The sequence below is a fragment of the Corynebacterium sp. KPL1814 genome, from assembly GCF_000478175.1.
GTDB lineage: Bacteria > Actinomycetota > Actinomycetes > Mycobacteriales > Mycobacteriaceae > Corynebacterium.
The window spans coordinates 1-24,619 of record NZ_KI515779.1; the positions used below are offsets into that span (position 1 = coordinate 1).

Annotated in this window: 23 protein-coding genes and 2 pseudogenes; 7 read left to right on the plus strand and 18 right to left on the minus strand. The window is 57.4% G+C overall.

Going from position 1 to position 24,619, the window contains the following annotated elements; all coding sequences use genetic code 11:
• The 3 genes and pseudogenes from HMPREF1257_RS10950 to HMPREF1257_RS12700 all read right to left on the minus strand — a co-directional run.
• Window positions 1–189: pseudogene (locus HMPREF1257_RS10950) on the minus strand (IS256 family transposase); the annotation flags it as partial.
• Between the two features lie 93 nt (window positions 190–282).
• Entirely contained in the window at window positions 283–618 is a 336-nt protein-coding gene (locus tag HMPREF1257_RS10955; RefSeq protein WP_023025544.1) for an IS3 family transposase, read from the minus strand.
• Window positions 619–933: 315 nt separating this feature from the next.
• On the minus strand, window positions 934–1,116 hold the full coding sequence (locus HMPREF1257_RS12700; protein WP_084529706.1) for a transposase: 183 nt from the start codon (window positions 1,114–1,116) through the stop codon (window positions 934–936).
• 228 nt (window positions 1,117–1,344) lie between these two features.
• Between HMPREF1257_RS12700 and HMPREF1257_RS10960 the strand changes: the two genes are divergently transcribed.
• Entirely contained in the window at window positions 1,345–1,854 is a 510-nt protein-coding gene (locus HMPREF1257_RS10960) for a gluconokinase (RefSeq protein ID WP_023025546.1), read from the plus strand.
• Here HMPREF1257_RS10960 and HMPREF1257_RS10965 read toward each other — a convergent pair.
• The 6 genes from HMPREF1257_RS10965 to HMPREF1257_RS10990 all read right to left on the minus strand — a co-directional run bounded on the left by HMPREF1257_RS10965 (window position 1,851) and on the right by HMPREF1257_RS10990 (window position 8,581).
• Complete coding sequence (locus tag HMPREF1257_RS10965; protein ID WP_023025548.1) at window positions 1,851–3,245, minus strand: GntP family permease; 1,395 nt, start codon at window positions 3,243–3,245, stop codon at window positions 1,851–1,853. The genes HMPREF1257_RS10960 and HMPREF1257_RS10965 overlap by 4 nt on opposite strands.
• Window positions 3,246–3,413: 168 nt before the next feature.
• Window positions 3,414–4,031, minus strand: coding sequence for a hypothetical protein (locus HMPREF1257_RS10970; protein ID WP_023025551.1), 618 nt, complete (start codon window positions 4,029–4,031; stop codon window positions 3,414–3,416).
• A gap of 170 nt (window positions 4,032–4,201) precedes the next feature.
• The gene (locus HMPREF1257_RS10975) at window positions 4,202–5,296 is read right to left on the minus strand and encodes an ABC transporter ATP-binding protein (protein WP_023025553.1); all 1,095 of its coding nucleotides are present in this window, start codon (window positions 5,294–5,296) and stop codon (window positions 4,202–4,204) included.
• A gap of 37 nt (window positions 5,297–5,333) precedes the next feature.
• The gene (locus tag HMPREF1257_RS10980) at window positions 5,334–6,656 is read right to left on the minus strand and encodes an ABC transporter substrate-binding protein (RefSeq protein ID WP_023025555.1); all 1,323 of its coding nucleotides are present in this window, start codon (window positions 6,654–6,656) and stop codon (window positions 5,334–5,336) included.
• A 75-nt stretch (window positions 6,657–6,731) separates the two neighbouring features.
• Window positions 6,732–7,577: a carbohydrate ABC transporter permease gene (locus tag HMPREF1257_RS10985; protein ID WP_051138425.1), complete on the minus strand. Its 846-nt coding sequence runs from the start codon at window positions 7,575–7,577 to the stop codon at window positions 6,732–6,734.
• A 29-nt stretch (window positions 7,578–7,606) separates the two neighbouring features.
• Entirely contained in the window at window positions 7,607–8,581 is a 975-nt protein-coding gene (locus HMPREF1257_RS10990) for a carbohydrate ABC transporter permease (protein ID WP_034659666.1), read from the minus strand.
• Between the two features lie 446 nt (window positions 8,582–9,027).
• Between HMPREF1257_RS10990 and HMPREF1257_RS10995 the strand changes: the two genes are divergently transcribed.
• On the plus strand, window positions 9,028–10,299 hold the full coding sequence (locus HMPREF1257_RS10995) for a threonine/serine exporter ThrE family protein (protein ID WP_198010522.1): 1,272 nt from the start codon (window positions 9,028–9,030) through the stop codon (window positions 10,297–10,299).
• Window positions 10,300–10,653: 354 nt separating this feature from the next.
• On the opposite strand, the gene HMPREF1257_RS11000 is transcribed toward HMPREF1257_RS10995, so the two are convergent.
• The 7 genes from HMPREF1257_RS11000 to HMPREF1257_RS11030 all read right to left on the minus strand — a co-directional run bounded on the left by HMPREF1257_RS11000 (window position 10,654) and on the right by HMPREF1257_RS11030 (window position 17,474).
• On the minus strand, window positions 10,654–11,610 hold the full coding sequence (locus HMPREF1257_RS11000; RefSeq protein WP_023025563.1) for a glycine betaine ABC transporter substrate-binding protein: 957 nt from the start codon (window positions 11,608–11,610) through the stop codon (window positions 10,654–10,656).
• Entirely contained in the window at window positions 11,607–12,359 is a 753-nt protein-coding gene (locus HMPREF1257_RS11005; RefSeq protein ID WP_023025565.1) for an ABC transporter permease, read from the minus strand. The genes HMPREF1257_RS11000 and HMPREF1257_RS11005 overlap by 4 nt, the downstream gene beginning before the upstream one ends.
• A complete protein-coding gene (locus HMPREF1257_RS11010) occupies window positions 12,346–13,560 on the minus strand; it encodes an ABC transporter ATP-binding protein (RefSeq protein ID WP_023025567.1) in 1,215 nt (404 codons plus the stop codon). The genes HMPREF1257_RS11005 and HMPREF1257_RS11010 overlap by 14 nt, the downstream gene beginning before the upstream one ends.
• Window positions 13,561–13,562: 2 nt before the next feature.
• Window positions 13,563–14,198: an ABC transporter permease gene (locus HMPREF1257_RS11015; RefSeq protein ID WP_023025569.1), complete on the minus strand. Its 636-nt coding sequence runs from the start codon at window positions 14,196–14,198 to the stop codon at window positions 13,563–13,565.
• Window positions 14,199–14,388: 190 nt separating this feature from the next.
• Complete coding sequence (locus tag HMPREF1257_RS11020) at window positions 14,389–15,126, minus strand: sulfite exporter TauE/SafE family protein (RefSeq protein ID WP_023025571.1); 738 nt, start codon at window positions 15,124–15,126, stop codon at window positions 14,389–14,391.
• Between the two features lie 28 nt (window positions 15,127–15,154).
• Window positions 15,155–15,817 (minus strand): TIGR03089 family protein, encoded by a 663-nt coding sequence (locus tag HMPREF1257_RS11025; RefSeq protein ID WP_023025573.1) that lies wholly within the window; start codon window positions 15,815–15,817, stop codon window positions 15,155–15,157.
• Between the two features lie 25 nt (window positions 15,818–15,842).
• Window positions 15,843–17,474, minus strand: a complete 1,632-nt coding sequence (locus HMPREF1257_RS11030; protein ID WP_023025576.1) for an LCP family protein — start codon at window positions 17,472–17,474, stop codon at window positions 15,843–15,845.
• A 134-nt stretch (window positions 17,475–17,608) separates the two neighbouring features.
• Between HMPREF1257_RS11030 and HMPREF1257_RS11035 the strand changes: the two genes are divergently transcribed.
• The 3 genes from HMPREF1257_RS11035 (at window position 17,609) to HMPREF1257_RS11045 (ending at window position 20,437) form a co-directional block, all read left to right on the plus strand.
• A complete protein-coding gene (locus tag HMPREF1257_RS11035; protein ID WP_034659656.1) occupies window positions 17,609–18,517 on the plus strand; it encodes a glycosyltransferase family 2 protein in 909 nt (302 codons plus the stop codon).
• Window positions 18,518–18,610: 93 nt separating this feature from the next.
• Window positions 18,611–19,705, plus strand: a complete 1,095-nt coding sequence (locus HMPREF1257_RS11040) for a sugar phosphate nucleotidyltransferase (RefSeq protein WP_023025580.1) — start codon at window positions 18,611–18,613, stop codon at window positions 19,703–19,705.
• Between the two features lie 438 nt (window positions 19,706–20,143).
• The gene (locus tag HMPREF1257_RS11045; RefSeq protein ID WP_005277485.1) at window positions 20,144–20,437 is read left to right on the plus strand and encodes a WhiB family transcriptional regulator; all 294 of its coding nucleotides are present in this window, start codon (window positions 20,144–20,146) and stop codon (window positions 20,435–20,437) included.
• Between the two features lie 85 nt (window positions 20,438–20,522).
• Here the strand turns inward: HMPREF1257_RS11045 and HMPREF1257_RS11050 are convergent, their stop codons facing one another.
• Window positions 20,523–20,999 (minus strand): metallopeptidase family protein, encoded by a 477-nt coding sequence (locus tag HMPREF1257_RS11050; protein ID WP_023025583.1) that lies wholly within the window; start codon window positions 20,997–20,999, stop codon window positions 20,523–20,525.
• 88 nt (window positions 21,000–21,087) lie between these two features.
• On the opposite strand from HMPREF1257_RS11050, the gene HMPREF1257_RS11055 reads away from it, so the two are divergent.
• Window positions 21,088–21,585, plus strand: coding sequence for a DUF3499 domain-containing protein (locus HMPREF1257_RS11055; protein ID WP_084529704.1), 498 nt, complete (start codon window positions 21,088–21,090; stop codon window positions 21,583–21,585).
• A gap of 107 nt (window positions 21,586–21,692) precedes the next feature.
• Window positions 21,693–23,060, plus strand: coding sequence for a phosphomannomutase/phosphoglucomutase (locus HMPREF1257_RS11060; protein ID WP_023025587.1), 1,368 nt, complete (start codon window positions 21,693–21,695; stop codon window positions 23,058–23,060).
• Between the two features lie 8 nt (window positions 23,061–23,068).
• On the opposite strand, the pseudogene HMPREF1257_RS11065 reads toward HMPREF1257_RS11060, so the two are convergent.
• A pseudogene (locus HMPREF1257_RS11065) lies at window positions 23,069–24,422 on the minus strand (FAD-dependent oxidoreductase).
• Between the last annotated feature and the right edge of the window lie 197 nt (window positions 24,423–24,619).

The window sequence follows — 24,619 nt, forward strand, 5'->3', positions numbered from 1 at the left end:
TAGGTGGGCATCCATTTCAGCATTCAAACCCCGGGTAATTGAGGCTTGTAACATGCCCCGAACTAGGTCGTTGGCATCCGTGGTGGACGTGCCTAGCTCATCAATCAGTTTCGCGATTTCTGGGTTAGCAAGCAGCTTCTTTTCAATCGCATCAATCTTGGCCTTATCGGCCGGATCTCGTCTCGCCATAGTAGTCATTCTGGTTCATCTCCTTATGCGGGTTAGGTTCCCACACACAAACCATTAGACACTCTCAACCCTGGCGTGTCCATTTTCCGGGGATCAGGCCCAATCTTGAACGCTATGCATAGCCCACCCCAGCACACGACGGCAATGGCTATCGCGGACCACGCACAAGTACAACCAGCCTTCACCGGTGCGCAGGTAAGTAGTATCTGACATCCACACCCGGTTGAGCTCAACGGCATCAAACATGGTCTTGACCAGGCAAGGAAGCGTGGACTTGAGCTTAGATTGAGTCGTTGTCACCGGCATAAAGGCACGCGGCGAGTTCCCTTCAAACCCCACCAGACACATCCGCTTAGCCACAGTCTTTCGGCTAAGAACCATCTGGTCGCGCTCAGCTATTTCTGCGGTGATCCGCGGAGCGCCATACATCTCGTCGAAGTCTTTTCAGATCCGATGAATCTTGCGATCAACATCATCGTAAAAGGACTTCCGGCAATCTTTACCGGATGAGCGTTGCTGCTGCGTGTACGCCCATGTGTAGTATCCAGACCGAGTTACCTTCAAAAGGCGTGCCATGCGCTTGATGATGAAATTCGCCTTGCTCTGGCTACATTAATTCAAACTTTTCTATTCGCGTTGCCTTAAAGCGAAGAAGGCTATCGTTTGACAAAAACTCGTTATCCATCTTCGCTTCTGCAAGCTCACGGCGTAGACGAGCGTTCTCAGCGCAAAGATTGGCCTCGCTTAGCCCATTGGAGGATCCTCGGTGGTTCCGCTCATTTCTACCCACCGGCCTAAAAGGCTAGGTGTCACACCGATTTCATTAGCCATATGAGAGATTGGGCGCTGCGATTTAATTACCAGGTTCGCGGTTTCACGTCGATACTCCGGCGTGTATTTTTGGCGGTGTTGACTCACGGTGAACATCCACTCTCACGGACACATGATTCGCACTCATCGGGTGTCCACTAAACGAGGGGGTACCTCATTTGTGGAATCTAGGATCTTTGTAACCTTCGCCAGAATAGGGGATTCCACGAAAAATTCGGAAAGGAAGCTGCTTCTCGTCGAGATCTGCATCCGTAATTTCAAAGTTCGGGTCTTGCAACTCGAAGCGGATAAACTGAACAGAAAAAGCCAACCCAAGGAGTCACCATGAACCAGAACAAATTCCGTCACGTCGTCGTCATGGGAGTCTCTGGCTCGGGCAAGACAACGGTGGGGGAGGTGCTGTCGCCGCTGGTAGGGCTAGAGTACCGCGACGGTGATGACATGCACCCGCAGGCAAATATCGACAAGATGGCCGCGGGAACGCCGCTGAATGATGAGGACCGGGAGCCGTGGCTAAAACAGATCGGTCAGTGGTTGGCGGATAGGCCAGAAGGCGCGATGGTGGGGTGCAGTGCACTGAAGCGAAAGTACCGGGATTTGATTAGAAAGTACTGCCCAAGCGTGGCGTTTGTGCACGTACACGGTAACTTTGATGTGTTGTATGAGCGGATGCAACACCGTCCGGGACATTTCATGCCGGCGTCGTTGTTGCAATCGCAATTCGATACCTTGGAGCCCTTGGAAGAAGATGAAACTGGCCGCGTCTTCGATGTGACGCGGCCAGCGGAAGAGATTGCAGAAGACGCTGCGGCTTGGATTAAAACCGGCGCCTAAAAGACTGCGGCCACGCCGTAGAGGACTAGGACGAGTGTGAAACCGATGATGGAGATGAGCATCTGGTTGACGGTCCAAGTCTTCAGAGTTGTCATGGTATCCATACCCATCAGGCGGCCGACGAGCCAGAATCCGGAATCGTTGACGTGAGAGCCAAAGACCGAACCGGCGGCGGTGGCCACGACGATGAGTGCGAGTTGGAGTTCGTTGAACCCGCCAGCCTCCACGGCGGGGACCATGAGGGCAGCAGCAGTGGTGAGTGCGACGGTGGCCGAACCTTGTGCCAAGCGGAGGGCTACGGCGATGAGATAGCAGGCCAGGATGACGGGGATACCGAGACCGGAGAGGGAATCGGCAAGCGCATCGCCAATGCCGGAGGTGCGAAGCACTCCACCGAACATGCCGCCCGCACCGGTAATAAGTACGACGGAACAGATAGGGCCAAGCGAGGAGTCAACGAGTTTTTCCAACGCCGACTTTTCCACGCTGCGGCGCAGGCCCAGAACTACCAATGCGATAAGCACCGTAATCAGCAGTGCGATTGGGGTTTGGCCGAGCATGACGAAGAACCTGACCCACGTGGCATCGGCATCAATGGTGCCGTAGGAAGCTAGAGCGTTGAGCCCAGTATTGAAGAAGATAAGCACCATCGGGATGAGCAGGATGGAAATCACTGTGGTGGCGGACGCAGGTTTTAAGGGTTGTTCTTCCTCATCAAGGACGGGCCCGGCGATGGCGTCAGTGACCTTGAACGGGAATTTCTTTCCGGCCACTAGTCCAAAGCGGTAGCCAGAGATATACCAGGTAGGCAGAGCCAGCAGTAGGCCGACGAGCAGCACCAAGCCAAGATCGGCGCCGTAGAATTCGCTTGCGGCGACAGGACCGGGGTGCGGTGGCAGGTAGACATGCATGACAGAAAATGCGCCAGCGGCCGGCAAGCCAAAGGCAAGGACTGGGCCATTCAAGCGGCGGGCAACAGCAAAGATAACCGGCAGCATCACGATAAGCCCAGCATCAAAGAAGATAGGGAAGCCCATAATCAGCGAGGCGACGCCGAGTGCAAGAGGCGCTTTATTTTCGCCGAAGCGGCGAACCATGGCATCGGCAAGCGATTTCGCACCGCCGGAAGATTCCACGAGCCGGCCGATCATGGCGCCGAGCCCCACCAGTAGCGCAACCGAGCCAAGGGTGGAGCTGAAACTTTCCGTCATCGTAGGGACAATGCCTTCGAGTGGTATGCCTGCCGCGAGTGCCGTCAGAGCGGACACCACCAGCAGCGTGAGAAAAGCATGGAGCTTGAAATATATGACCAGTACCAAAATTACAGCGACCGCAGCAACTGCAATCCCTAGCAACGTACCAGTGGACAATGTGGGCTCCCACGTCTCCATAGGGCAGGCTCCTTTACTTGTGCAAACCTTTGAATAAGGGCAACGTTAGCAGCAGCGCTGCTAGCCGATGCCCATATTCGCCCAACGCGGCTTATCCAACACCCCGAAACTGGGCATATAAAAATCCCCTGGCTCCCGTTCAGGACCAGGGGAGAAGCCGAGGCAAGCTTAGTCGAACTGACCTTGGATGATGGCCGCTGCATCAAGCGGGGTTACGTGATAAGAGATTGGATTTTGATTGGAACCTGCCATAAGTGCGCCGGCACAGGAATGCCCCGCGCCCATCATGTGGCCTAGCTCGTGAGCAATGGTGCCTTGGAGCGCCTCAGGGTAGGTGGCGTTGGGCATCTTGATGGAGACCAACTTGTGATCTGGGTAAGCCGACCCCTGGACGTAGCCGCGAGGATCCGGATTGTAGATGATGGAAATGGTGTCATCATCAGCTTCGGAAGGCTTTACTTCCTGAAGGGAAGCCTTCCCCCCGAGAGCCTCATTCCACTCGGCAACGGCGGCGTCCAGCTGCTTGCGGTATGGGAAGTTATCCGCCACTTTGTACTTCAGTACGCCATCGCTGAAATAAGGTTTTACAGAGTCCTCATCGTGGAGGATGGAAGGATCTGGAACCGGCTTGCCCTCGTTAGCTAGCTTGGTGATGGTCTTGCAGGTTCCAGGATCGATGATGGAACGTACTGGGTCGCTCTTTGCGTTCGCTGCCGGCGCGGCGATAGTACCGAGAATGGCGGTGGTGGCAAGGGCAGTGACAGATAGCTTCTTTAGAGAGCGCATCGGCAGTTAGTGACCTTTCGATTGGCTTTATCGTTCGTGGAATGCAGTTGGTCTTAGCAATATCCGCGGGAAACAGAATTGCGTGGATGCCTCAGGCAATCGAGTAACAATGAATTTTTGCTACACCGGGCAAAGTAGAAATTTACATTGTTAACTTCGCTTTGTCGACTTTAGTTTAGACGCTCACCAGTAGAAGAACTAAATAGGTGGATGCGGTCAGGATCTGGGGAAACGCGGAAAGTGTCACCCACCGTGTAATCACGGCGAGCGCTTACTAACATGCCAGTTTGTCCGCCCATTCGGGTCGTCGACTGTAGATTCTCCCCGGATTCTGCCAAGTCGCCATAGAGGTAGGTTTGATTGCCGAGCTCTTCAACGTGCTTAACGGTGAATTCCGCACCTTCCTCTGTGTGCACCCAATCTTCAGGGCGAACGCCAACGGTAATGGATTGCGCACCATCGAAGTCGTAATTGGCCAAGTTGATGCGAGTAGACCCCAGTGAAAGCTGGCTAGAGGTGAGTGCGAGGTTGTAGATATTCATCGCAGGGGAGCCGATAAAGCCGGCAACGAAGACGTTTTGGGGGCGATCGTAGATTTCACGAGTGGTATCTACTTGTTGTAGGACACCGGCGTTAAGAACTGCGACGCGGTCACCCATGGTCATTGCTTCGGTCTGGTCGTGGGTCACGTACACCGTCGTGGTGCCTAGGCGGCGTTGCAAATTTGAAATCTGCGCGCGGGTAGAGACGCGTAGTTTTGCATCCAGGTTGGATAGTGGCTCGTCCATGCAGAATACAGCAGGTTCGCGCACGATGGCGCGGCCCATCGCTACACGCTGACGCTGGCCGCCTGAAAGATTCGCGGGTTTTCGGTCAAGTAAATCCTCCATCTGCAAAATTTTCGCGGCTTCTTGCACACGCGTCTTAATCTGGTCCTTGGGAACTTTCCGGTTCTCCAAGGCAAAGGACATATTCTGCGCGACCGACATATTCGGGTACAGGGCGTAGTTCTGAAAGACCATGGCTACGTCTCGATCTGATGGGCTGACTCCAGTGACGTCTTTTCCGCCGATCCGAATGGAACCTCGGTCCGTTGGCTCAAGGCCAGCGAGCATTCGAAGGCTGGTGGATTTTCCGCAGCCAGAAGGCCCGACGAGGACCAAAAATTCGCCATCGGCAATATCTAGATTGAGTTGGTCAACTGCGGGACGCTCCGCGTCTTTGGAGTAGATGCGGCTTGCTCCATCAAATGTGACAGTAGCCATGGTGTTACCTTTCAGATGTTAAGGAGAATTGGCACGGTTAGCCGTTAATGACGGGCTTTACCTGGTTGTCATAAATGGACTGCAGAGTCTTTTCCAGATCCGTGAGCACCTTGGTGACATCGTCGCGGTTGGTGACGATCTTCTCGAAGGCTCCACCAATCTCCTGATCTGCACCAGGGAGGAATACACGGGCGTTGTCCTGTGGGCGAGTTTCTGGAAGCTGCTTGATAGCAGTCTCGAAATTCGGGTTCTCTTCCATGAATTTCTTTTGTTCCTCGTTGTCGGCAGCAGAAGAGCGGACCGGCATGTAACCCACATTTTGGGACCAGTACGAGGTGTTTTCGTCGTTCGTGATGAAATCAATCAGCTTAATGGCTGCCAACTGGCGGTCCTTGCTAATACCGGAAGGAATGGCAAGACCGGCACCTCCGGTGGGGCAAGCGCCGTCTCCCTTTGGATTGGGAAGGAATGCGGTTCCTAATTCGAAGTCAGCGGTATCAGAGATACCTGCAAGGTCGCCTGTGGATAGGACAGTGGCTGCAGCCCGTCCGGTACCGAATTCCATAGCCATGTCATTGCCCATGTAGGAATAGCCATTCTTGCTATCGGTAACATCCTTGAGCCATTCCACAGCCTCGATGGTTTTGCCATCAGTGAACTTCAAATCCCACTCATCGGAGTAGGCGCCGCCCTTAGACCACAAGGGGCCTTGGAAAATCCATCCCAGGTAGCCAACGGCGTCGCCCCAGCCAAATGGCTTCATTTTGGAATCCGCGCTCGCGAGCTTTTTAGACCACTCATCCATTTCGTCCCAAGACTCCGGTCCGCGGTCCGGCAGGCCAGCCTTCTTCCAAGCGTCCTTGTTATAGAAGAACAGGGGAGTCGACCGAGCAAAGGGAAGCGCGAAGTGGCCGCCGTCGTAGTTGTAGTCCTCATAGAGTGGCTGGACATAGCTTGAAAGGTCAATATCGGCTTCTTTGGCTAGATCATCAACATTGGCAATCTGCCCGTTGATAGCGAAGTTGTACCACCACACATCGGAGAGAACCACGATGTCTGGAAGATCAGAGCCGGTGAGTGCAGCATTAAACTTTTGTGCTGCCTCCTCGTAGTTCTTTCCAGCGTCAACAAGGTTGACCTTAATATCAGGGTTTTCCTTCTCGAAGCGAGAGATGATTTCCTTTTCGATGTCCTTTGAAGAAGCTGGGTGGTTGGACCACCACGTCAATTCCGTGACCTCGCCACCATTGCCACCGTCGCTACTGCCCTGGGAACTCGTAGATGAGGTGCCAGCACAAGCGGCAAGAAATGAAGCGGTAGAAGCAGTGGAAGCTAGTGCGAGAAACTTACGGCGAAGCATGGGTATCTCCTTATATTTAAGTCAAATTGCGAAGAAGTGGGTGAAAACGGCGAGCGCGATGGGGATAGAAACCTTCTAACCTTTTACGGCGCCAGTGGTGAGACCTTGAATCATGTATTTCTGCAGGCCAAGGAAGATGACGACCATCGGAAGAATGGTTAGAACGGTAGCGGCCATTACTGGGCCCCAGTTAGTAACGCCATCATTGTTTTGCAACATGGTCAGGCCCACCTGCAAGGGAGCGACACGTTCCGTATCTGCCATCAGGAAAGGCCACAAGTAGGTATTCCACTCGTTTACTAGGGTGATCACGGAAAAAGCTGTCAATGTTGGCCAAGAAACGGGAAGAAGCACCTTGGTGAGCAAGCGAATGGGGCCGGCGCCGTCCATGCGAGCAGCTTCCACAAGCTCATAAGGCAAGGACAGGAAGTGATTGCGCATGAGGAAGGTGCCGAATGCAACACCAGCCAGCGGGACGATGATGCCGACAAAGGTATTACGCCAGCCCAAGGAATTGACCAAGGCGTAGTTGGAAATCACCGTGATTTCTGCGGGGACCATCAGGGAAGAAACCACCACGATGAACACTAGATTGCGTCCTGGGAAGCGAAGGATAGATAACGCGTAGGCGGAGACGACACCAAGCACAATCTTTATAGCGGATAGCACCGCGGTAATGAAGACCGAGTTACGCAGGTAGGTCCAGAAAGGGACGCGCGTTGTGGCATCTGCGTAATTTTTGGTTTCCCACGTCGGCGGTAGCCAGTTAACTGGGTCGGTGTAAATATCACCTCTGGCCTTGAATGAGGTCATTAAGATCCAGAACAACGGCAGTCCCACGAGTAGGAGGACGAGGATAATTCCTACGTACCCACCGATGAGTTTGGCACGCCTTGCTACAGGGGAAGAGTCTGTGATCATGTGAAGATTTGAATCAGCCATAGGGTGGGTTAACCTCGCTTATCCATGATGCGGACCTGAATCAACGTAACGACGAGCAGGATGAGGAATAGGATTGTCGCAGCAGTGGCGCCGTAACCAGCACGGAAGTTGACAAAGGTTTCGTTATAAATCTGAAAAACCAGGGTCTGGGTGCCGTTTCCTTGAGGGCCGCCCCGGGTCATGACGTTGATGATGTCGAAGACCTGCACAGAGTTGAGCAGTACCGTAATGGAAAGGAAGAAGGTGGTATTGCGCAGTTGCGGCATTGTCACGCGCCAGAATTTACGCCAACGGCCTGTTCCATCAATGGCGGCAGCTTCGTCTAATTCCTTATCTAGGCCCTGTAGGGCAGCCAAGTAGATGACAAACGTATAACCCAAGTTCTTCCACACGAATGTAAATGTCACCATGAACAACGCCCAGCCAGGCACGGCATAAAAGTTTGGAGAACTAATGCCAAACCATCCGAGGATTTCTTGAATCAACCCAAAGTTGGGGTCGAATACGAACTGGAAGGCGATACCGATTGCGGCACCGGAGATGGCGTAGGGCGCGAAGACCACCGAGCGTGCGAAGTTGCGGCCCCTGATCTTTTGATTGAGAAGTAGCGCAAGCGCGAGCCCAATAACCATGGAGCCGATGACCGCGAAAAAGGTGAAAATGACGGTATTTAATACAATCGTCTTTGTGTCATCGCGCGTGAACCACTCCACGTAATTATCAAAGCCAACAAAAGTGGAGCTTGAACTGGAAATATTCCAATTAAAAAAGGAAAGCCGAATATTATCCAGCAGCGGCCGGTAGGTAAAGATAGCCAGCAAGATGAGGTTGGGCGCCAAAAGTACGGCAGCCAGCAACCATTCTTTATGTCGGCTCTTTGTAGCCTTTCGTACGAGCTCCGATGAATTATCGTTGCTCGGGCCAGTGGCCGTGGCAGTCGCGATGCCGTTCTTAGCGTCGGCGTGGTCATCCCTGAGAGTCACCCAGCCAACGTAAACCGCGTAGATTACGGGGTGTTTCACATAATGGAAACTTTTGATGAATTGTAATCGTCGAGTCCGTAAAGGCTAGGGGACTATTGCGAACTCGATGAAAACAACTCCAGCGCCCGGGCCTCAGTAAAGGGCCGCAGGGCGCTGGAGCTGGTTCTCTCTATCTCTCTTGCGTTCTCTCAAACGCTAAGGAAAGTATGGCGCTAGACCCTGTTATAGGCATTGAAAAAAGCTGGAATTTTCCTGAAAGTTAGTGGAGGCTAAGAGGGGACACGGGGTAGGCAGGCGGTGCGCTAGTCTGGAAGGTAGAAGAAACAGCCAAAATGTGGGTGGAAGCTGGGGCAATGGCCGGCGAAAGGCGGCCTGGCCCGCAGCTTTCCCGCGAGGTAGAGGTGAAAGATTTGTCGTCGCAGTATGATCCGAATTTTCACCGGCAGATGGGCGTGGAAGCTGACGTCGTGTTGCGTGTCGGGATGATGCTGATGGGCGCTGGCACATCGGGATATCGCGTGCTGCGCGGTATGAAGCGCAGCGCCCGGGCGCTAGGGTTTGACTACTTGGATGCCAACGTGGGGCTAACGCAGATTACCTGTACCTTTCACCGGGGTGACTCCTTTCGCACCGTGATTGCGCGCACGCATTCGCCGGCCGTTGATGCCTCCCGCATTGAGGCATTGGAGGACCTCACCCATAACCGCCTGTACTCCGGAATTACTGCAGAAGAGCTTTCGGGAATGCTCGATTCCATTGAAAGTGACGTAAAAAAGCGTTGGAATGTGTGGGTTCTATCCACCGCAGCCGCGGTCGCGTGCGCGGCGTTTGCATTCCTGAACTTCTTTCCGGTGCAGGCGGTAGGGCTCGTCGCGCTGGCGGCGTTCGTGGGGCAGTTCGTGCGCTATGAGGTGCTCCACCAGCACGTGCACCAAATTGGCGGGATCATCGCCGGTGGCGCGGCAGCCAGCATCACGTTCTTTATTCTTATCGAGATCCTAGGATTTGCCGGGGTGGTAGAGCCGAGCTCGCTGTCCTCGGGCTATGTCGCGACGGTGCTCTTTTTGATTCCGGGGTTCCCGCTGTTTTCGGCCCTGATCGATATTGCGCGCTTTGACTTTGACGCGGGCATCGCCAGGCTGGGGTATGCGTTTACGGTCATCTTTACCGCTACGTTTACAGTCTCCATGGTCAGTTGGTTGACGGATCTTAGCCCGGATCCGCCGGTCCCCGCGCCGGATACGCGGTGGTACCTGCTGGCTTTTGTCGCCAGCTTCTTCGGCATCGCGGGCTTTGCCTTCCTCTTTAATTCCTCGCGCCGCATGGTCCTAGTTGCCGCAAGCGTGGGAACCGTGGCCAATGCGGTGCGCCTGGGACTCCTTGAACTGGGCACGACCATCTACTTTGCGGCTTTTATTGGCGGGCTGATTATCGGACTCTTGGGAGCGGTGGCCTCGCAAAAGGCGCGGTTGCCGCGCATTACCACGACCGTGCCTGCCGCCGTCATTATGATTCCTGGGGTGACGATGTTCCGCGCGGTTTATTACCTCAACGATGGACAGATGGATCAGGCTGTGGCGAATGTGGCCACCGGTTTGATGGTAGTAGGCGCTATCGGCGCGGGGATGGTATTTGCCCGGCTGCTTACGGACCGCGATTGGGCATTGGGACGGCTCATTGACTTCGATAAGGAAATCCCACGGAAGAAGCCCGCCTAGCGCGGGTGGTTCGGCCTTGCAGCGGGGCCGAGGCGATAGCCAGCGGCGGCAGGCAGAGGCAGCGGGCAAAACGGCGGCGAATAATGTGACTAGTAAAACGCCAGCGGCACCCGGTTCCTGTCGGTTCCGAGTGCCGCTGACGTCTCTCTCTACAAGGGTGTTTCCATGTATCGGTTTTCACCGCCCTCTGGAAACTGAGGGGTTCTCTCTATCTCTCTCGTATGCGCTCTCTCAAACGCATGATTTAAGTATGGGGCATGTGGCTGGAACAGCAATGGAATCTATCTGATAGGTCGCTGAAAATTACTGAAAGTTTCCTGTAAATCCATTTGCGCTGGTAGAGCGGCCAGATGATTAAGCTTCTAGCAGCCCTTCATCGATAAGGAAATCCCGGGCCACGGCGGTGTAGTCCTCACCGTCGACGTCCACGCGGGCATTGAGCTCCTGCATCTTCTCATCCGTCAGGAGCTCCGCTAAGGGAGCGAAGAGATCCTTGATCTCTGGGTGTTCCTCCAGGACCTCCGTGCGCACAACTGGGGCGAGGTTGTATTTGGGGAAGAAGAGCTCAGGATCCTCAAGTACGGTGAGGTTCAGGGATTTAATGCGTCCATCAGTGGCGAAGATTGAACCAAAGGTGCACTCGCCCTTATTCAAGGCGGCATAGACGGCGCCGGAATCCATGATCCGGATGCGGTCGCGCGGTGGTTTTTCAACGCCATAGCTATCCAACATGGTAAGCAGGCCATCATTGCGGGCCAAGAACTCGCTATCGGTGCAAAAGGTCTGCTCGTTGGTGGGAACTCCCTTAATATCTGCCAGCGATTCGAGGCCGTACTTTGCGTGGGACTGCTCGCTAATGGCTAGCGCGTACGTATTATTCATCGGCGCTGGGGGCAGCCAGGTAAGCCCGTTGTCCTTATCGGCATCTTTTACCGCATCGTATTGCTCCTGCGAGCCGGGGACCGGATCGGCATTGCCCAGGTAGGTAATCCAGGCGGTACCGGTGTATTCAAACATGGAGTCCATATCGCCGACCTCCAGCGCTTGGCGCGCCGAGGTGGAGCCGGGGATATTGGTCAGGTCCTTTACGTTGGCACCTGCGGATTCCAAGAGGATTGCGCCAATCTTGCCCAAGATGACCTGCTCGGTGAAGTTCTTGGAACCGATGGAAATATTGGCGCCGTCGAGGTCGATATCGGCAAGGTCGCCCTTTAACTCCCCACTCGGGATGAGGCCACCGGCGGTGCCGAGGCCGCACCCGGTGAGGAAGAACGTGCTTGCGGCGGCAAGCGTTGCGAGGAGGCGTTTCATTTGATCATTCCCTTCGGGGCGAAGACAACCTCAAGAAGGCGGCCCACCCATTCGACCGCTAAGGCTAAGGCGGCGATAAGGACTGCGCCAGAGATGAGAATAGGATTGCGGTAGAGGGTGATACCGGTGGTAATCAGCCCGCCGAGGCCGCCGGCATCAATAAAGGTGGCAAACGCACCAGCACCGACCAAAAGCACCAAGGAGGTGCGGATACCGGTCATGATAACGGGCAGGGCCATGGGCAGCTCGACCTTGGTGAGAACCTGGAAGGGTGACATGCTGAGGCCGTAGGCGGCCTCGACAAGCTGCTTATCCACACCCCGCAATCCCGCAATCACATTGGCGAGCACCGGCAAGAAGGCATAGAACCAGAGGCCGAGGATGGCCACCGGTTCGCCAAAGCCCAACCAGATGGCCAATAAGACGATGACACCGACGACGGGCGCGGCTTGGCCGATATTCGCGATGCTGGTGATGATCGGCGCCATGAACTTGGTGGACTTGCGCGTTAGCACGATGCCCAGTGGCACGGCCGTGGCGATGACCAGCAACGCGGAGATGACCACGAGGACCAAGTGCTCGCGGGTCATGGTGAGTACGGAGCTAATCTGCAGGGTGCGCTCTTCAATATCATCCAGCTCGGCGGTGGCGTGCCAGATGAGCCAACCGCCCACCGTGAGCACCACCAGGATGGGGATGCCGATGATAAGGAGGCGGTCTTCACCGGTGAGGCGCTTAAATTTCTCCACCGGAATCCACCTCCTTTTCATCTAAAGCCTCTTGAGCCGCGGCGTTCATCTGCTGGATATAATCCGTGACCGTTTCGTAGTACAAAACGCCCACGAATTCGCCGCGGCGGGTAACAAGCGCGCCGCTGTGGGAGGAAGCAAGCATGGCAGACATGGCATCGCTTAGCGTAGAGCGCGCATCCACAACGGAGTTGAGCTCGAACTGCGGCTCCGGGATGGTCTCGTAGCGCTCGAGCTGGCGGGCGAAGATCCAGTCGCGGGGATGGCCCTTGTCATCGACGATGACCACCATTTCTTCGCCGGCCTCGCGCAGGCGCGCTAGCGCCTTATCGGTGGATTCGCCGATGCGCGCGGTCGCCTGATCCGCAAGCTCCAGCTCGTCCGCACGACGTAGGTTGAGTTGCTTTAAGGCGGAGCCGGAACCAATAAAGTCAGCCACGAAATCATTTGCGGGCGCGGCGAGGATATTGTCGGGCGTATCGTACTGGCTGATCTTTCCGCCTGGCTCAAAGATGAGGATGCGGTGGCCCAGCTTGATGGCCTCATCGATATCGTGCGTGACGCAGATGATGGTCTTTTTCAGCTCGGATTGGATATTGACCAATTCATCCTGCAGGCGGGTGCGAGTGATGGGGTCGACCGCGCCGAAGGGCTCGTCCATCAAGACAACCGGAGGATCCGCAGCCAAGCCGCGGGCGACGCCGACGCGCTGTTGCTGGCCACCGGATAGCTCGCTGGGGAAACGATCGCGGTAGGTGGCAGGATCGAGCCCGACCATATCCAATAGCTCGTCGGTGCGCTGCGAAATCTTATCGGCCTTCCACTTCTTCAGCTTGGGCACAAGCGCGATATTATCCGCGACGGACATGTGCGGGATGAGGCCGCCGCCTTGGATGACGTAGCCAATATCGCGGCGCAGCTGCGTGGGGTTTTTCTTGGTGGCATCCTCGCCGTCGATATAAATGGTGCCGCTGGTTGGCTCCACCAAGCGGTTAATCATCTTCAGCGAGGTGGTCTTACCGCAACCAGACGGGCCGACGAATGCGACCAGCTCGCCCGCCGGAATTTCGAAGGAAAGGTCCTCCACGGCGGGGGAGTCCTGGCCCGAATAGGCCTTGGTGACGTGATCGAAGACGATGCTGGCACCGCTATTGCTCGTGTCCGCGGCGTGCGTGGAGGAAGCGTGCGTTGAATCAGACATTCTTAGATACCTTTCGGGGTGGTCAATTTTTGGATTCCTGCGAGAATCGCATCCACAATGAGCGCAATGATGACGACGCCGATGGTGCCCACCAGCGTGAAATTAAGTGCGTTGGTACCGCCGATTTGGCTTAGCCCTGAGTAGATATATCCACCCAGTCCTGGGCCGAGCGCGTAGGCGGCGATGGCGGCAACACCCATAGACATCTGAGTGGAGACGCGGATGCCGGTCATAATCACCGGCCAGGCCAGCGGCAGCCGGATGCGGAAGAGGATGGCCGTCGAGCTCATGCCCTGCCCACGGGCGGATTCGATGACATCGTCGCTGACATTGTGCAAACCGACGATGGCATTGCGCAGGATGGGAAGGACGGCATAAAAGACCACGAGGACAACGGAAGGTATGGTGCCGATGCCAAAGAGCGGGATGGCAAGGCCAAGTAGTGCCAGCGAAGGCAAGGTCAGGCCGATGGAGGTTAAGGCATTAGCGATAGCCGCACCGCGCGGGCGTTGGGCTACAAAAATGGCAATAATCAACGCGATGACTAGGGCCACGGCGACCGATTGGATGACAAGGCTTGCGTGCTGGTAACTGCGGAAAAGGATGTCCTGCCAGCGCGCAGCGATAAATTCGTTCATTTCATCACCTAAAAGAAAGAGAATAGGGCGCAGGGAAAATTAATGGAGGGTACAGACTCTCTGGTCCTTCCTCTGCGCTGATGATGCACTTCTAGCGTACAACCTTTTTTCAGCGCGAAACAATAGCTGGACAGGCTAGAGACAAAACCGGGGGCAGTGATCACAACGCAATACCGGTCTTATAGGCGGCTTAGAAAAACACCACTTGGCCGATAAGGGCAAGGGCGGCGGTAATAGCTACCACCGTGACAATGCGGTTAAGGCGCTTGGTATCGATGAAGTGGTTGAGGTAATTGGCAATGAATAGGCCGATGACCACCAACGGGCTATAGGCCGCGGCGGCATAGACCTGCGGCTGGGTGACCTGGCCGTTAAATCCCAGGATGATGAGCGACATAACGGTACCGATCACAAAGGTTCCGGCGAGGCTGCCGCGGGTGCGCTGCGGGTCGAAGCGCTTCATGATCAGCGCCATCGGCGGGCCACCGATGGAGGTGGAGGTGCCCAGGAAGCCGGAGGTAAGCCCGGCCAGGACGGTATTGCGCCTCGTGGGCTCGGGGCTCCAGCCGAGGCTGGAGAGGGACATCGCCAAGAGCACGGCGCAGCCGATGAAGATGGACAGGCCGTCGTGTGAGAGGGATGCGATCGCCCACGCACCGGCGAACGAGCCCGGAATGCGGGCGATGACGGATATGCCGACCAAGCGCCATGAGGTTTCGCGGTAGGTTCGCGCCAGCGTATAGATGGAAATGCACAGCGCTAGGAGCAAGATGAGCGTGGGGACTAAATCTGGGCGCAAGAGCGCGACAATGGGGGTGGCGATGGTGCCGAGCCCAAAGCCGATCGAGCCCTGAGTGATAGTGCCGACCAAAATGAGCACACCAATAAAGATGTAGACCCACGCGTCTGAAGAGATTCCCAAGAACATGATGGAAGGCAAGTATAGGCCACTTGGCCTACAGCCGGGCAGTTACTTTCTCATTCGCTGCAATTTCATCCAGGCGGGACGCGGGGCAGAGTCCAGCGACGATGACGGCAGAGCCACCGGCGGCTAAGGGCTCGAGGACGGCGCGAGTGAAGGAAGCTTTGTCGCTCCACCCAGTAGACAGCAACCGCTCGGCACTCGCGGGCGGGGTCACCAACTCTGGCAGGGGTTGGGTTTCACCGAAGTATTGGTCGCCATAAAAACGGACGGTGGGGCCGAAGTCAATGGCACCGGTGGGCAGATCCCCGCCGGATTCGACGATGCCACGGCCAAAGGGATCATCGCTGATGAGCACGATATCGGCCTGCGGCTGCCGCTCTTGGGCTGAAAGGTAGCGGGAGGGGGAGGTAAAGACGACGTCGGCAAGCGCGGCCGACTCACCGAAATCAAAGGTGGGCCCGGCGGCGAGGGCGCCTAAGGCAATGACGGCGGCCTGCCACGAGGTGGGCACATCGATGGCGATGGTGGAATCCGGCTCCAAGTCGAGCTCTTCTTCCAACATATTGGCGATCTTGGCCACCCAGTTATCTAGGGTCTGCGCGGAAAAATCCATGCGTGCGCCGGTGGATTCGTTACAAACAGTCAGCCGCGGGGTGGCGGCATCGGCGTTTAAAAGATGGGCGAGTAGTTCCATACCCGCCCATCGTAGGCCAGCCTGCTTAGTTCACGCAGCGCGGTCCGTCGCCGCCGGCGTCGATTTCAGGGGAAACCTTGTTGGCGCCGAAGTCATTGCCCGGGGTGCCTACCAGGTCGGTATCTTCCTCGGCCGCGGATTCCTCGGCGCTTGCTTCCTCATCGGAGGGGCCCTGGTAATCATCGGTGGCCACGACGAGCAAGGTATTGTCATCGAGCTGCGGGTTTTCTACCACCGGCAGGCCACCGAGCTTTTCCGCCAGCTTCTTGGCATCTTCGCTATCGGGGTCCGCGGCCACGACCTGGGACTCGGAGTAGATGCCGGGCTGGGCGTTGGCGGAGCGCTCGACGGTATAGCCGGTGTTTTCCAGCCAGGTGCCGATGCCGGCGGCCAAGCCATCGATATTGCCGGCATTGAGGACGTGGACCTCGTTATCGGAGTTGATATCAGCATCATGCTCCGGCGCGTCTTCTGTCTTCTCGTCCTTCTCGGCCGCCTCTTCTTCGGCTTCCTCGTGCGACTTGGCCAGATCCTCCATAAAGCGGTGAACCTCATTGGTATCGATGGTGACGATGGATTCGCCGTAATCGCCGCGGCCATCGATGGAGGTGACCGGGATGGTGGTGAAGGTGACATTGCCGCCGGCCAGGCCGGCCAGCTGGGTGACGAAGCCCATGATGTCCCAGCCATCATCGATGACCACGGAGCGCTCCACGGCCTTAGCAATCTTGGAGAGCTTAGACGGGCTGGTCAGCGTGTCATTATCGAGTACCTTCTTAACCAGCGAGGCCATATACGCCTGCTGGCGCACGATGCGGTCGAGGTCACCGCGCGGCAGGTTATAGCGCTGGCGCACGAAGGTCAGCGCCTTCGCGCCATCGAGGGTCTGGGTCCCCTTGTGGAATTTGGCGCCGGACATCTCGTCCTCAACATCTTCGTTGAGGCACACGTCGACGCCACCGACGGCATCAGTAAGCAGCGTAAAGCCCAGCAAGCCCACCTCGGCGTAGTGGTCAATGGATACGCCGGTCAGGGAGTGCACCATCTTGAGCAGGCCTTCGCGGCCTGCTTCCACGCCGTGCTTTTCGATGTCCTTATCCGAATACGGTTTCTTCTCACCCTGCGCCTCCGCCTCGGCGTTTTCCTGCTGGAGCTCCTGGACTTTGTCGTTTTTGTGCGAGGCGTAGACGGCATTGATCTTCATATTGCCGTAGTCCGGGTCGTTGACATAGGTATCGCGCGGAATGGAGACAGCCGTAGCACGCGAGCCGTCTTCCGGAATGCGCACGAGCATGATGGTGTCGGTATTTTCCTCGCCCTCGGCAACGCCGGCGTGGAGATCCGCCAACTCCTTTTCGGAGAGCGGGTTGCCCTGGGCATCGGTACGCGAGTCCTTGCCCACGAGCAAGATATCGGCGGCGCCGTCCAAGGAAGGATCGGATAAACCATCCTCGCCCAAGGATAGGTCCGAGGCGGAGGACATGCCCGTATCCAAGCGTCCCACCGTGGCATAGCCCACGCCGGAGACAGCTAGGATGAGGGCAGAAATGACGGCCACGATGGTTTTGGTGGCCGTGGAACCCTTTTGCTTAACCGCGCTAGCGGCAGAGGGCGCGGGTTGGATATTGCGCGCCCGGCGAGTGTTCTCAGAAGTCACAAGTGAAGGCTTTCTACTTTCCGGGGATCTGGAGATAGTTTAGGGGAGATCTCGCCAAAATTAAGGATCCGTGACCAGTTTCGCGTGTTTGAAACAGTGTCTGTCTCCTGACGCGGCCTCTGGCATGACTAAGCTTGGGGCCCATTGTGACTACTGAAACTACAGCTCCGCTCGCCGTTATCACTGTGACTTATAATCCCGGTGAGTACTTGGCGCGCTTTATAAGCTCCCTGCCGGACGCCTGCGTTAACGGCACCGAGGTGATACTGGCGGATAATGGTTCGACCGATGGCGTCCCCGAAGCCGCCGCTGCAGAAAAAGAAGACGTACACTTCCTCGATACCGGCGGCAATATTGGTTACGGCGCCGGCATGAATGCCGGCGCGCGGTGGGTGCGCGAGAACCGACGCGTAGATGATGAGTTCTTCCTTATCTCTAACCCGGATGTCACCTTTAGTAAAGGCGCAATTGACCAGATGATTGCGTGCGCGCGCCGCTGGCCGGACGCCGCCGCGGTGGGCCCGCGCATCGTGGAACCGGACGGCAGCAACTATCCGTCCGCTCGGTCGGTGCCGAATATATCCACGGGCATCGGGCACGCGCTGTTTTCCAACCTATGGCCGTCTAATCCATGGACGCGCACGTACCGTAACGATGCCGATATGTCCGTCCAACGCCCCGCCGGGTGGTTATCCGGATCCTGCCTCTTGGTGCGCTGGGATGCCTTCGATGCCATTGGCGGCTTTGATGAGCGTTACTTCATGTACTTGGAGGATGTGGACTTAGGTGATCGCTTCGCCCGCGCCGGGTACCAAAACATTTTCTGCCCAGAAGCCGTCATCAGCCACGCCAAGGGACATTCCACCCAGGCGCACGCCGGGGCGATGCTGCGCGCGCACCACAGTTCCGCGTACCGCTTCCAGGCGGACCGTCACCCGGCGTGGTGGCAGGCCCCGCTGCGCGCCGCGCTGTGGCTGGGATTGCAGGCGCGGGGAGCGGTGACGGCCGCTCGCGCCAGTACGGCCAAAGATTCGGAGGCCTGAAGCGCGTGCCGTTGACCTGGTTTCTGGCCGCGGCCGCATACACTGACCCTCGAAAAACCTCAGAATAAGATTGTCTGCATACAAAGGATGACTATGACTGAAGCAGCCACCACTCACGGTGCCACCACCGATGCGGTGATTTTGGTGGGCGGGCGCGGTACCCGCCTGCGCCCACTGACCATTGGTACGCCCAAGCCCATGCTGCCGACGGCAAACTACCCGTTCCTGCAGCACCTGCTCGCCCGCATCAAGGCCGCGGGCATTGAGCACGTGGTGATGTCCACCTCGTACAAGGCAGAGGTTTTCGAGGAATACTTTGGCGATGGCTCCGAGCTTGGCCTGGACATCGAATACGTGGTGGAAGAAACCGCGCTGGGCACCGGCGGCGGCATTCGCAACGTCTATGACAAGCTGCGCAATGACACCGTCATGGTCTTCAACGGCGATGTTCTTTCCGGCATGGATCTTGAGGGCATTTTGACCACGCACCACAACAAGGGTGCGGATGTCACCATGCACCTGCTCAATGTGGCGGATCCGCGCGCCTTTGGCTGCGTGCCCACGGATTCTGAGGGCCGGGTCACGGCCTTTTTGGAAAAGACCGAGGATCCACCAACCAATCAGATCAACGCCGGTTGCTACGTCTTTGACCGCTCCGTCATCGAATCCATCCCGGCAGGCCGCGTAGTTTCGGTCGAGCGCGAGACCTTCCCGGGCTTGCTTGCCGATGCCCGCCTGGTCGTCGGCCACGTCGATAACTCCTACTGGCGCGATATGGGCCGCCCCGATGACTTCACCCGCGGCTCCTCCGATCTGGTGCGCGGCATCGCGCCATCGCCGCTGTTGGAAGGCCGCACCGGTGAATCCCTTGTGGAATCCTCTGCGGGCATTGCCGGCGGCGTGCTGCTGCTATCTGGCACCGCGGTGGGCCGCGGATCCGAGGTGGGAGCCGGCTCCCGCCTCGAGGGAACGGTGGTCTTTGATGGCGTGCGCATCGAACCGGGTGCAATCATCCACAACTCCATCATTGCCTCGGGCGCACACATCGGTGCCAATGCGGTCATCGAAAACTGCGTCATCGGCGAAGGCGCCCACGTTGGTGCCCGCTGTGAGCTTGTGGACGGCATGCGGGTCTTTCCCGGTGTGACCATCCCCGATGCCGGCATTCGCTTTAGCTCCGACGCCTAAAGCGCTCGGCTCCTTCCCTCCGCACCGCCTGCTGCTTGGAAACGCGCGCGGTGCGGAGGGCTTTGTGATCCCTGCCCGGCCGAGGTTTTGGGAGACACGCCGAAAGTTCCTGAAAATTGTTGACAGAAAAACCGGACACCACTATATCTAGTACCCCCTACCTACACCCCCGGATGACACCGGGTGTTACTAATGTGACGGATGGGGATCGTGTGCAGCGTTTTTGCGATAAAGCGCGAAAAAGGCACTAATTCAGGTTGACGATATTTAGTGATCCGGTGTGAAATTACATCAGTGCAAGAAACGGCGACCGACGCACTTGTTTTCACGGATTGGCTCGCGGGTTGACCGCGATTCAGCCGCACTTCAGCCTCGTGTACAGTCGGTTGCACTGATTAGGATTACCCAACCTCGGAGAAAGGAAAAGGCGTGGACAAAATGGCTAATAACAACGCCATTCTCCGTGGCGGTGCTGCTGCAGAGGTATCGCTCGATGAACTCTTCGGTGCCGTCGAGCAGGAGTGGCAGGATCAAGCGTTGTGCGCGCAGACGGATCCAGAGGCATTCTTCCCCGAAAAGGGAGGTTCCACCCGTGAGGCAAAGCGTATCTGCCAGGCCTGCGCGGTGCGCGATGAGTGCCTGGAATACGCGCTGGAGCACGATGAACGCTTCGGAATTTGGGGCGGGCTTTCGGACCGCGAACGCCGCCGCCTCAAGCGCGAGATTGGTTAATTAAGTTGTGTGTGCTCTAGCCCTTGGCTGCGCCCCATGTGGTGCTGTTAAGGGCTAGAGTTTTCTTTAGTGCGACTATGCCTTCCTACCAGCTATAGCGCGGGTCTACCTCCTCTGGGGCGAGGTTTAAGTAATTGGCCACCAGGGCGGTAATGACCGTGCCGAGGAGCTCCGCGCGCTCTGCGGAGGTGACGGCGCGCTGCTCAATGGGCATGCGGAAGATGACGAGGCGGGCGCGGGTAGGGGTGCCAGCAGAATCGACACCGGCGGGCACGATGCGACCGAGCGGCACTGGCCCATCGGCAATGATTTCATCCGGCAGCACCGTCATATCGGCAGAAAGGCGCATGCGCGGGATGGTATCTACCGCAAGATCGAGCCCGCGCAATTGCGGGGCGAAGGCGTGTTGAATGGGTGCGTAGGCCTCGAGGACGGCGGCATCGAAAAGCTCGCGGGCGCTGCGGTAGCGCGGGGTTTGCTGCGGTAGCAAGGACCCGTGCAGCCCGCGCCCGTGGCGGTCGCGGGCGGGGCGAATATGCGGGCGGGGGCGAGCGGCGGTCATGGCGTTGATTCTAAAGCTCTATGGCTGCGCAATAAGTGCAGCCACGCCGGGGAAGTACTATCTAAATCTCAACCAAGGGTTTAGACTATTGCCCGTGACTGAATCTCGCCATTGCTCCCGCCCAGGCTGCGGCCGACCCGCCGTGGCGACGTTGACCTATGCATATGCGGATCAAACCGCAGTGGTTGGACCGCTGGCAGAAGAGGATAACCCGCATAGCTGGGATCTGTGCAGCACCCACCGCGACCGCATCTCTGCGCCGGTGGGGTGGGAGTTGGTGCGCGTAGACCGCATCGAGCTAGATGAGGACGATGACCTTATGGCCCTGGCCCAGGCGGTCAAGGAAGACGGCAGGGTGACCACGGGGCTTGTCGATGACCGCAGTGCCGGCTCCGGGGCAGACCCCATCGATTACGCCGCCACCTTCGATGGTGCTGACCCCGCCAATTCCAATCACCCGGTATTTCGCACTCGTCGCGTGGCCTATGCCAAAAAGGCCCGCCGCGCTCACCTGTCCGTCGTTCCCGATGCGCACAGCGAAGATGATCCTGCCGAGAAGCAGGACACGGACACCGAGTCCGACTAAACCACGGGCGCTGGGCACAGCGCCCGTGAAAGTTTGCGCTAGCTAGCTGCAGACACGGACGGAACACTGCGCTAGTTGCCCGCAGGCGGGGAGTATTATTGCGAGGTATGCGAACTCGTGAGCATCTTGATGCAGTGATTAAGGCCTATGACGTCCGTGGCGTGGTGGGCGAAGATATCGATGAAGACTTCGTGCGCGATACCGGCGCCGCCTTCGCCGCAATCCTGCGCGAAGAAGGCGAAAACACCGTGGCTGTAGGTCACGATATGCGCCCGTCTTCACCCGCACTGGCGCAAGCCTTTGCTGAGGGCGTGGTGAGCCAAGGCCTCCACGTGACGCTTTTGGGGCTTACCTCCACCGATGAGCTCTACTATGCCGCGGGTTCTATGGAGTGCGCGGGTGCTATGTTTACCGCCTCCCACAACCCGGCGAAGTATAACGGCATCAAGCTCTGCCGCGCCGGAGCCGTCCCCGTGGGGCAACAAACTGGGTTAGAAGAGATTAAGCAGATGCTTATCGATGGCACCCCAAACTACGACGGCCCCAATGGTGCCATCGCCGAGCAGGAAATCCTGACCGGCTACGCGGATTTCCTGCGTCACCTCGTGCCGCTGGAAGAATCCAAGCCGCTGGTCGTCGCCGTCGATGCCGCCAATGGCATGGGCGGGCACACGGTCCCGGCCGTTTTCGATGGCCTGCCCTTTGATGTCCGCGATCTCTACTTTGAGCTCGACGGTACCTTCCCCAACCATGAGGCGAACCCACTGGATCCCAAGAACCTAGAGGATCTGCAGAAATTCACCGTAGAGCAAAAGGCCGATATCGGCCTTGCCTTTGACGGCGACGCGGACCGTTGCTTCGTGGTGGATGAAAAGGGCCAGCCGGTATCGCCGTCTGCCATCTGCGCGCTGGTGGCAAGCCGCTACTTGGATAAATTTACTGGCGCGACCATCATCCACAACTTGATTACGTCCAAGACGGTGCCGGAGCTCATCGTGGAAAAGGGCGGTACCGCCGTGCGCACGCGCGTGGGCCACTCCTTCATCAAGGCCCAAATGGCCGAGCACAAGGCGGCCTTTGGCGGCGAGCACTCCGCGCACTACTACTTCCAGGAATTCTGGAATGCCGATTCCGGCATGCTAGCCGCGATGCATGTCCTGGCCGCGTTGGGGCAGACGGATAAGCCACTCAGCGAGCTCATGGCGGAATACTCCCGCTACGAGGCCTCTGGGGAAATCAACTCCACCGTGGCGGATCAACAGGCCGCCACCCAGGCGGTACTCGATGAGCTGGCGGATAAGATTGAATCCGTCGATGAGCTCGACGGTGTCACGGTCGAGCTCAAGGGTACGGATGCCTGGTTCAATGTGCGCGCTTCCAATACCGAGCCGCTGTTGCGACTCAATGTTGAGGCGAAGACCTCCGAAGAGGTTCAGCAGATCGTAGACGAGGTCCTCGCCATCATCAGGCGCTAATTACTGAATTACTGCGCGCGGGAGTGGGCGACCATGTCTTCCCACTCCACGTACTTCTTTCGCTCGCGGCCTTCGCGCTCGCCCAAAGCGCGCTCAGCGGCATCGAGGCGCTGCCAATCCTGCCACGTGAGGTAGTCGATGCCCTTATCTGCGAAGGCCTCGGTGATATCGTCGGCGGTGGGGGACGGTAGGGTGCCCGCGGCGGCATCATCAAGCAGCATGCCAATGGTTTCACTGGCATCGGACTTGGTATTGCCAATCAGGCCCACGGGCCCGCGTTTTACCCAGCCGGTGGTGTAGAGGCCGGGCACGATGGCGCCCTCTTCGTCGATGACGTGGCCGCCGTCATTGTTGATGACGTTTTTCTCGCTATTAAATGGCACGCCATCCACGGCGTCCGAGCGATAGCCCGTGGCAAAGTAGACCGCTTGCACTGGCCACGTGGTGAATTTACCCGTCCCGCGCACGCTGCCATCGCCGGTCAGCTCTGTGCGCTCCGTTTTAATCCCACTGACCTGGCCGTTCTCACCGAGAATTTCCACCGGCTGCTCGAAGAGGTGGATCTGCAGCGTATGCGGGGCCTGTTTGGGATCGCGAATGGCATATTGCTCAAGAACCTGGCACACCAAATCCGTAGACTTACTGGAAGCGCGCGCCTCTAGCGAGGCCTCGTCGTAATCAATATCTTCGGGGGGAGACGACCACATTGATGTTCTCCGAATGGTCGAGCTCTTTGAGCTCTTGCGGGGTGAACTTGGCTTGGGCGGGCCCGCGGCGCCCGAAGACGCGCACGGTCTCTGCCTTATTTTGTGCCAGCGAATCGTAGACATTATCGGCGATTTCGGTCACCTTAAGCTCATCGCCCGTCTTAGCCAAGATGCGCGAGACGTCCAGGCCCACATTGCCTACGCCGATGACGGCGACCTCGCTGGCGGAGAGATCCCACTCGCGCTCAAAGCGTGGATTGCCATCATAGAAGCCCACGAACTCACCGGCGCCGTGCACTCCCTGTAGCTGCGCGCCGGGGATTTCGCGGTGGCGATCGCCTACTGCTCCGGTGGCGAAGATGACGGCATCGTAGTGCTGCTGCAGCTCGTCCACGGTGATATCGCGGCCGATGTGAACGTTGGTAAGCAGGCGAATCTGCTCAGTATCTAAGACGCGGTGCAGGGATTTAATGATTCCTTTAATGCGTGGATGGTCGGGGGCCACGCCGTAGCGGATGAGGCCGAAGGGGGCGGGCATCTGTTCAATGAGATCGATGCGCACGTTTCCGCCGGTCTTTTTTACCAGGATGTCGGAGGCATAAATGCCGGCGGGACCGGCACCGATGACTGCTACGTTTAAGGGTTTATCTGACACGGTAATTCTGCCTTTCTTGTATGCGTATTCTCCCGCGGCGATGTGAAGGGAAACGGGGTTCCTTAACGGATATACACTAATAGACCGATAGGTCTATTAGTGGCGGTTGAGTGCGGGATTTCTCTTAAGAGAGTGAACCGTATGGTCTGTTTGTGCACAAGTGGGATATTTAGATTCTTTATTAGATCTCTTTAAGG

Excerpts from the sequence above, each read along its gene's own strand:
- HMPREF1257_RS10995 (WP_198010522.1), top strand. The coding sequence starts at position 9,028 with ATGGGCGTGGAAGCTGACGTCGTGTTGCGTGTCGGGATGATGCTGATG.
- HMPREF1257_RS10960 (WP_023025546.1), top strand. The coding sequence starts at position 1,345 with ATGAACCAGAACAAATTCCGTCACGTCGTCGTCATGGGAGTCTCTGGC.
- HMPREF1257_RS11025 (WP_023025573.1), bottom strand. The coding sequence starts at position 15,817 with ATGGAACTACTCGCCCATCTTTTAAACGCCGATGCCGCCACCCCGCGG.
- HMPREF1257_RS11015 (WP_023025569.1), bottom strand. The coding sequence starts at position 14,198 with ATGAACGAATTTATCGCTGCGCGCTGGCAGGACATCCTTTTCCGCAGT.
- HMPREF1257_RS11020 (WP_023025571.1), bottom strand. The coding sequence starts at position 15,126 with ATGTTCTTGGGAATCTCTTCAGACGCGTGGGTCTACATCTTTATTGGT.
- HMPREF1257_RS11010 (WP_023025567.1), bottom strand. The coding sequence starts at position 13,560 with ATGTCTGATTCAACGCACGCTTCCTCCACGCACGCCGCGGACACGAGC.
- HMPREF1257_RS10970 (WP_023025551.1), bottom strand. The coding sequence starts at position 4,031 with ATGCGCTCTCTAAAGAAGCTATCTGTCACTGCCCTTGCCACCACCGCC.
- HMPREF1257_RS10985 (WP_051138425.1), bottom strand. The coding sequence starts at position 7,577 with ATGATCACAGACTCTTCCCCTGTAGCAAGGCGTGCCAAACTCATCGGT.
- HMPREF1257_RS10975 (WP_023025553.1), bottom strand. The coding sequence starts at position 5,296 with ATGGCTACTGTCACATTTGATGGAGCAAGCCGCATCTACTCCAAAGAC.
- HMPREF1257_RS11050 (WP_023025583.1), bottom strand. The coding sequence starts at position 20,999 with ATGACCGCCGCTCGCCCCCGCCCGCATATTCGCCCCGCCCGCGACCGC.
- HMPREF1257_RS11060 (WP_023025587.1), top strand. The coding sequence starts at position 21,693 with ATGCGAACTCGTGAGCATCTTGATGCAGTGATTAAGGCCTATGACGTC.
- HMPREF1257_RS10955 (WP_023025544.1), bottom strand. The coding sequence starts at position 618 with ATGTATGGCGCTCCGCGGATCACCGCAGAAATAGCTGAGCGCGACCAG.
- HMPREF1257_RS12700 (WP_084529706.1), bottom strand. The coding sequence starts at position 1,116 with ATGTTCACCGTGAGTCAACACCGCCAAAAATACACGCCGGAGTATCGA.
- HMPREF1257_RS11040 (WP_023025580.1), top strand. The coding sequence starts at position 18,611 with ATGACTGAAGCAGCCACCACTCACGGTGCCACCACCGATGCGGTGATT.
- HMPREF1257_RS11000 (WP_023025563.1), bottom strand. The coding sequence starts at position 11,610 with ATGAAACGCCTCCTCGCAACGCTTGCCGCCGCAAGCACGTTCTTCCTC.
- HMPREF1257_RS11045 (WP_005277485.1), top strand. The coding sequence starts at position 20,144 with ATGGCTAATAACAACGCCATTCTCCGTGGCGGTGCTGCTGCAGAGGTA.
- HMPREF1257_RS10980 (WP_023025555.1), bottom strand. The coding sequence starts at position 6,656 with ATGCTTCGCCGTAAGTTTCTCGCACTAGCTTCCACTGCTTCTACCGCT.
- HMPREF1257_RS10965 (WP_023025548.1), bottom strand. The coding sequence starts at position 3,245 with ATGGAGACGTGGGAGCCCACATTGTCCACTGGTACGTTGCTAGGGATT.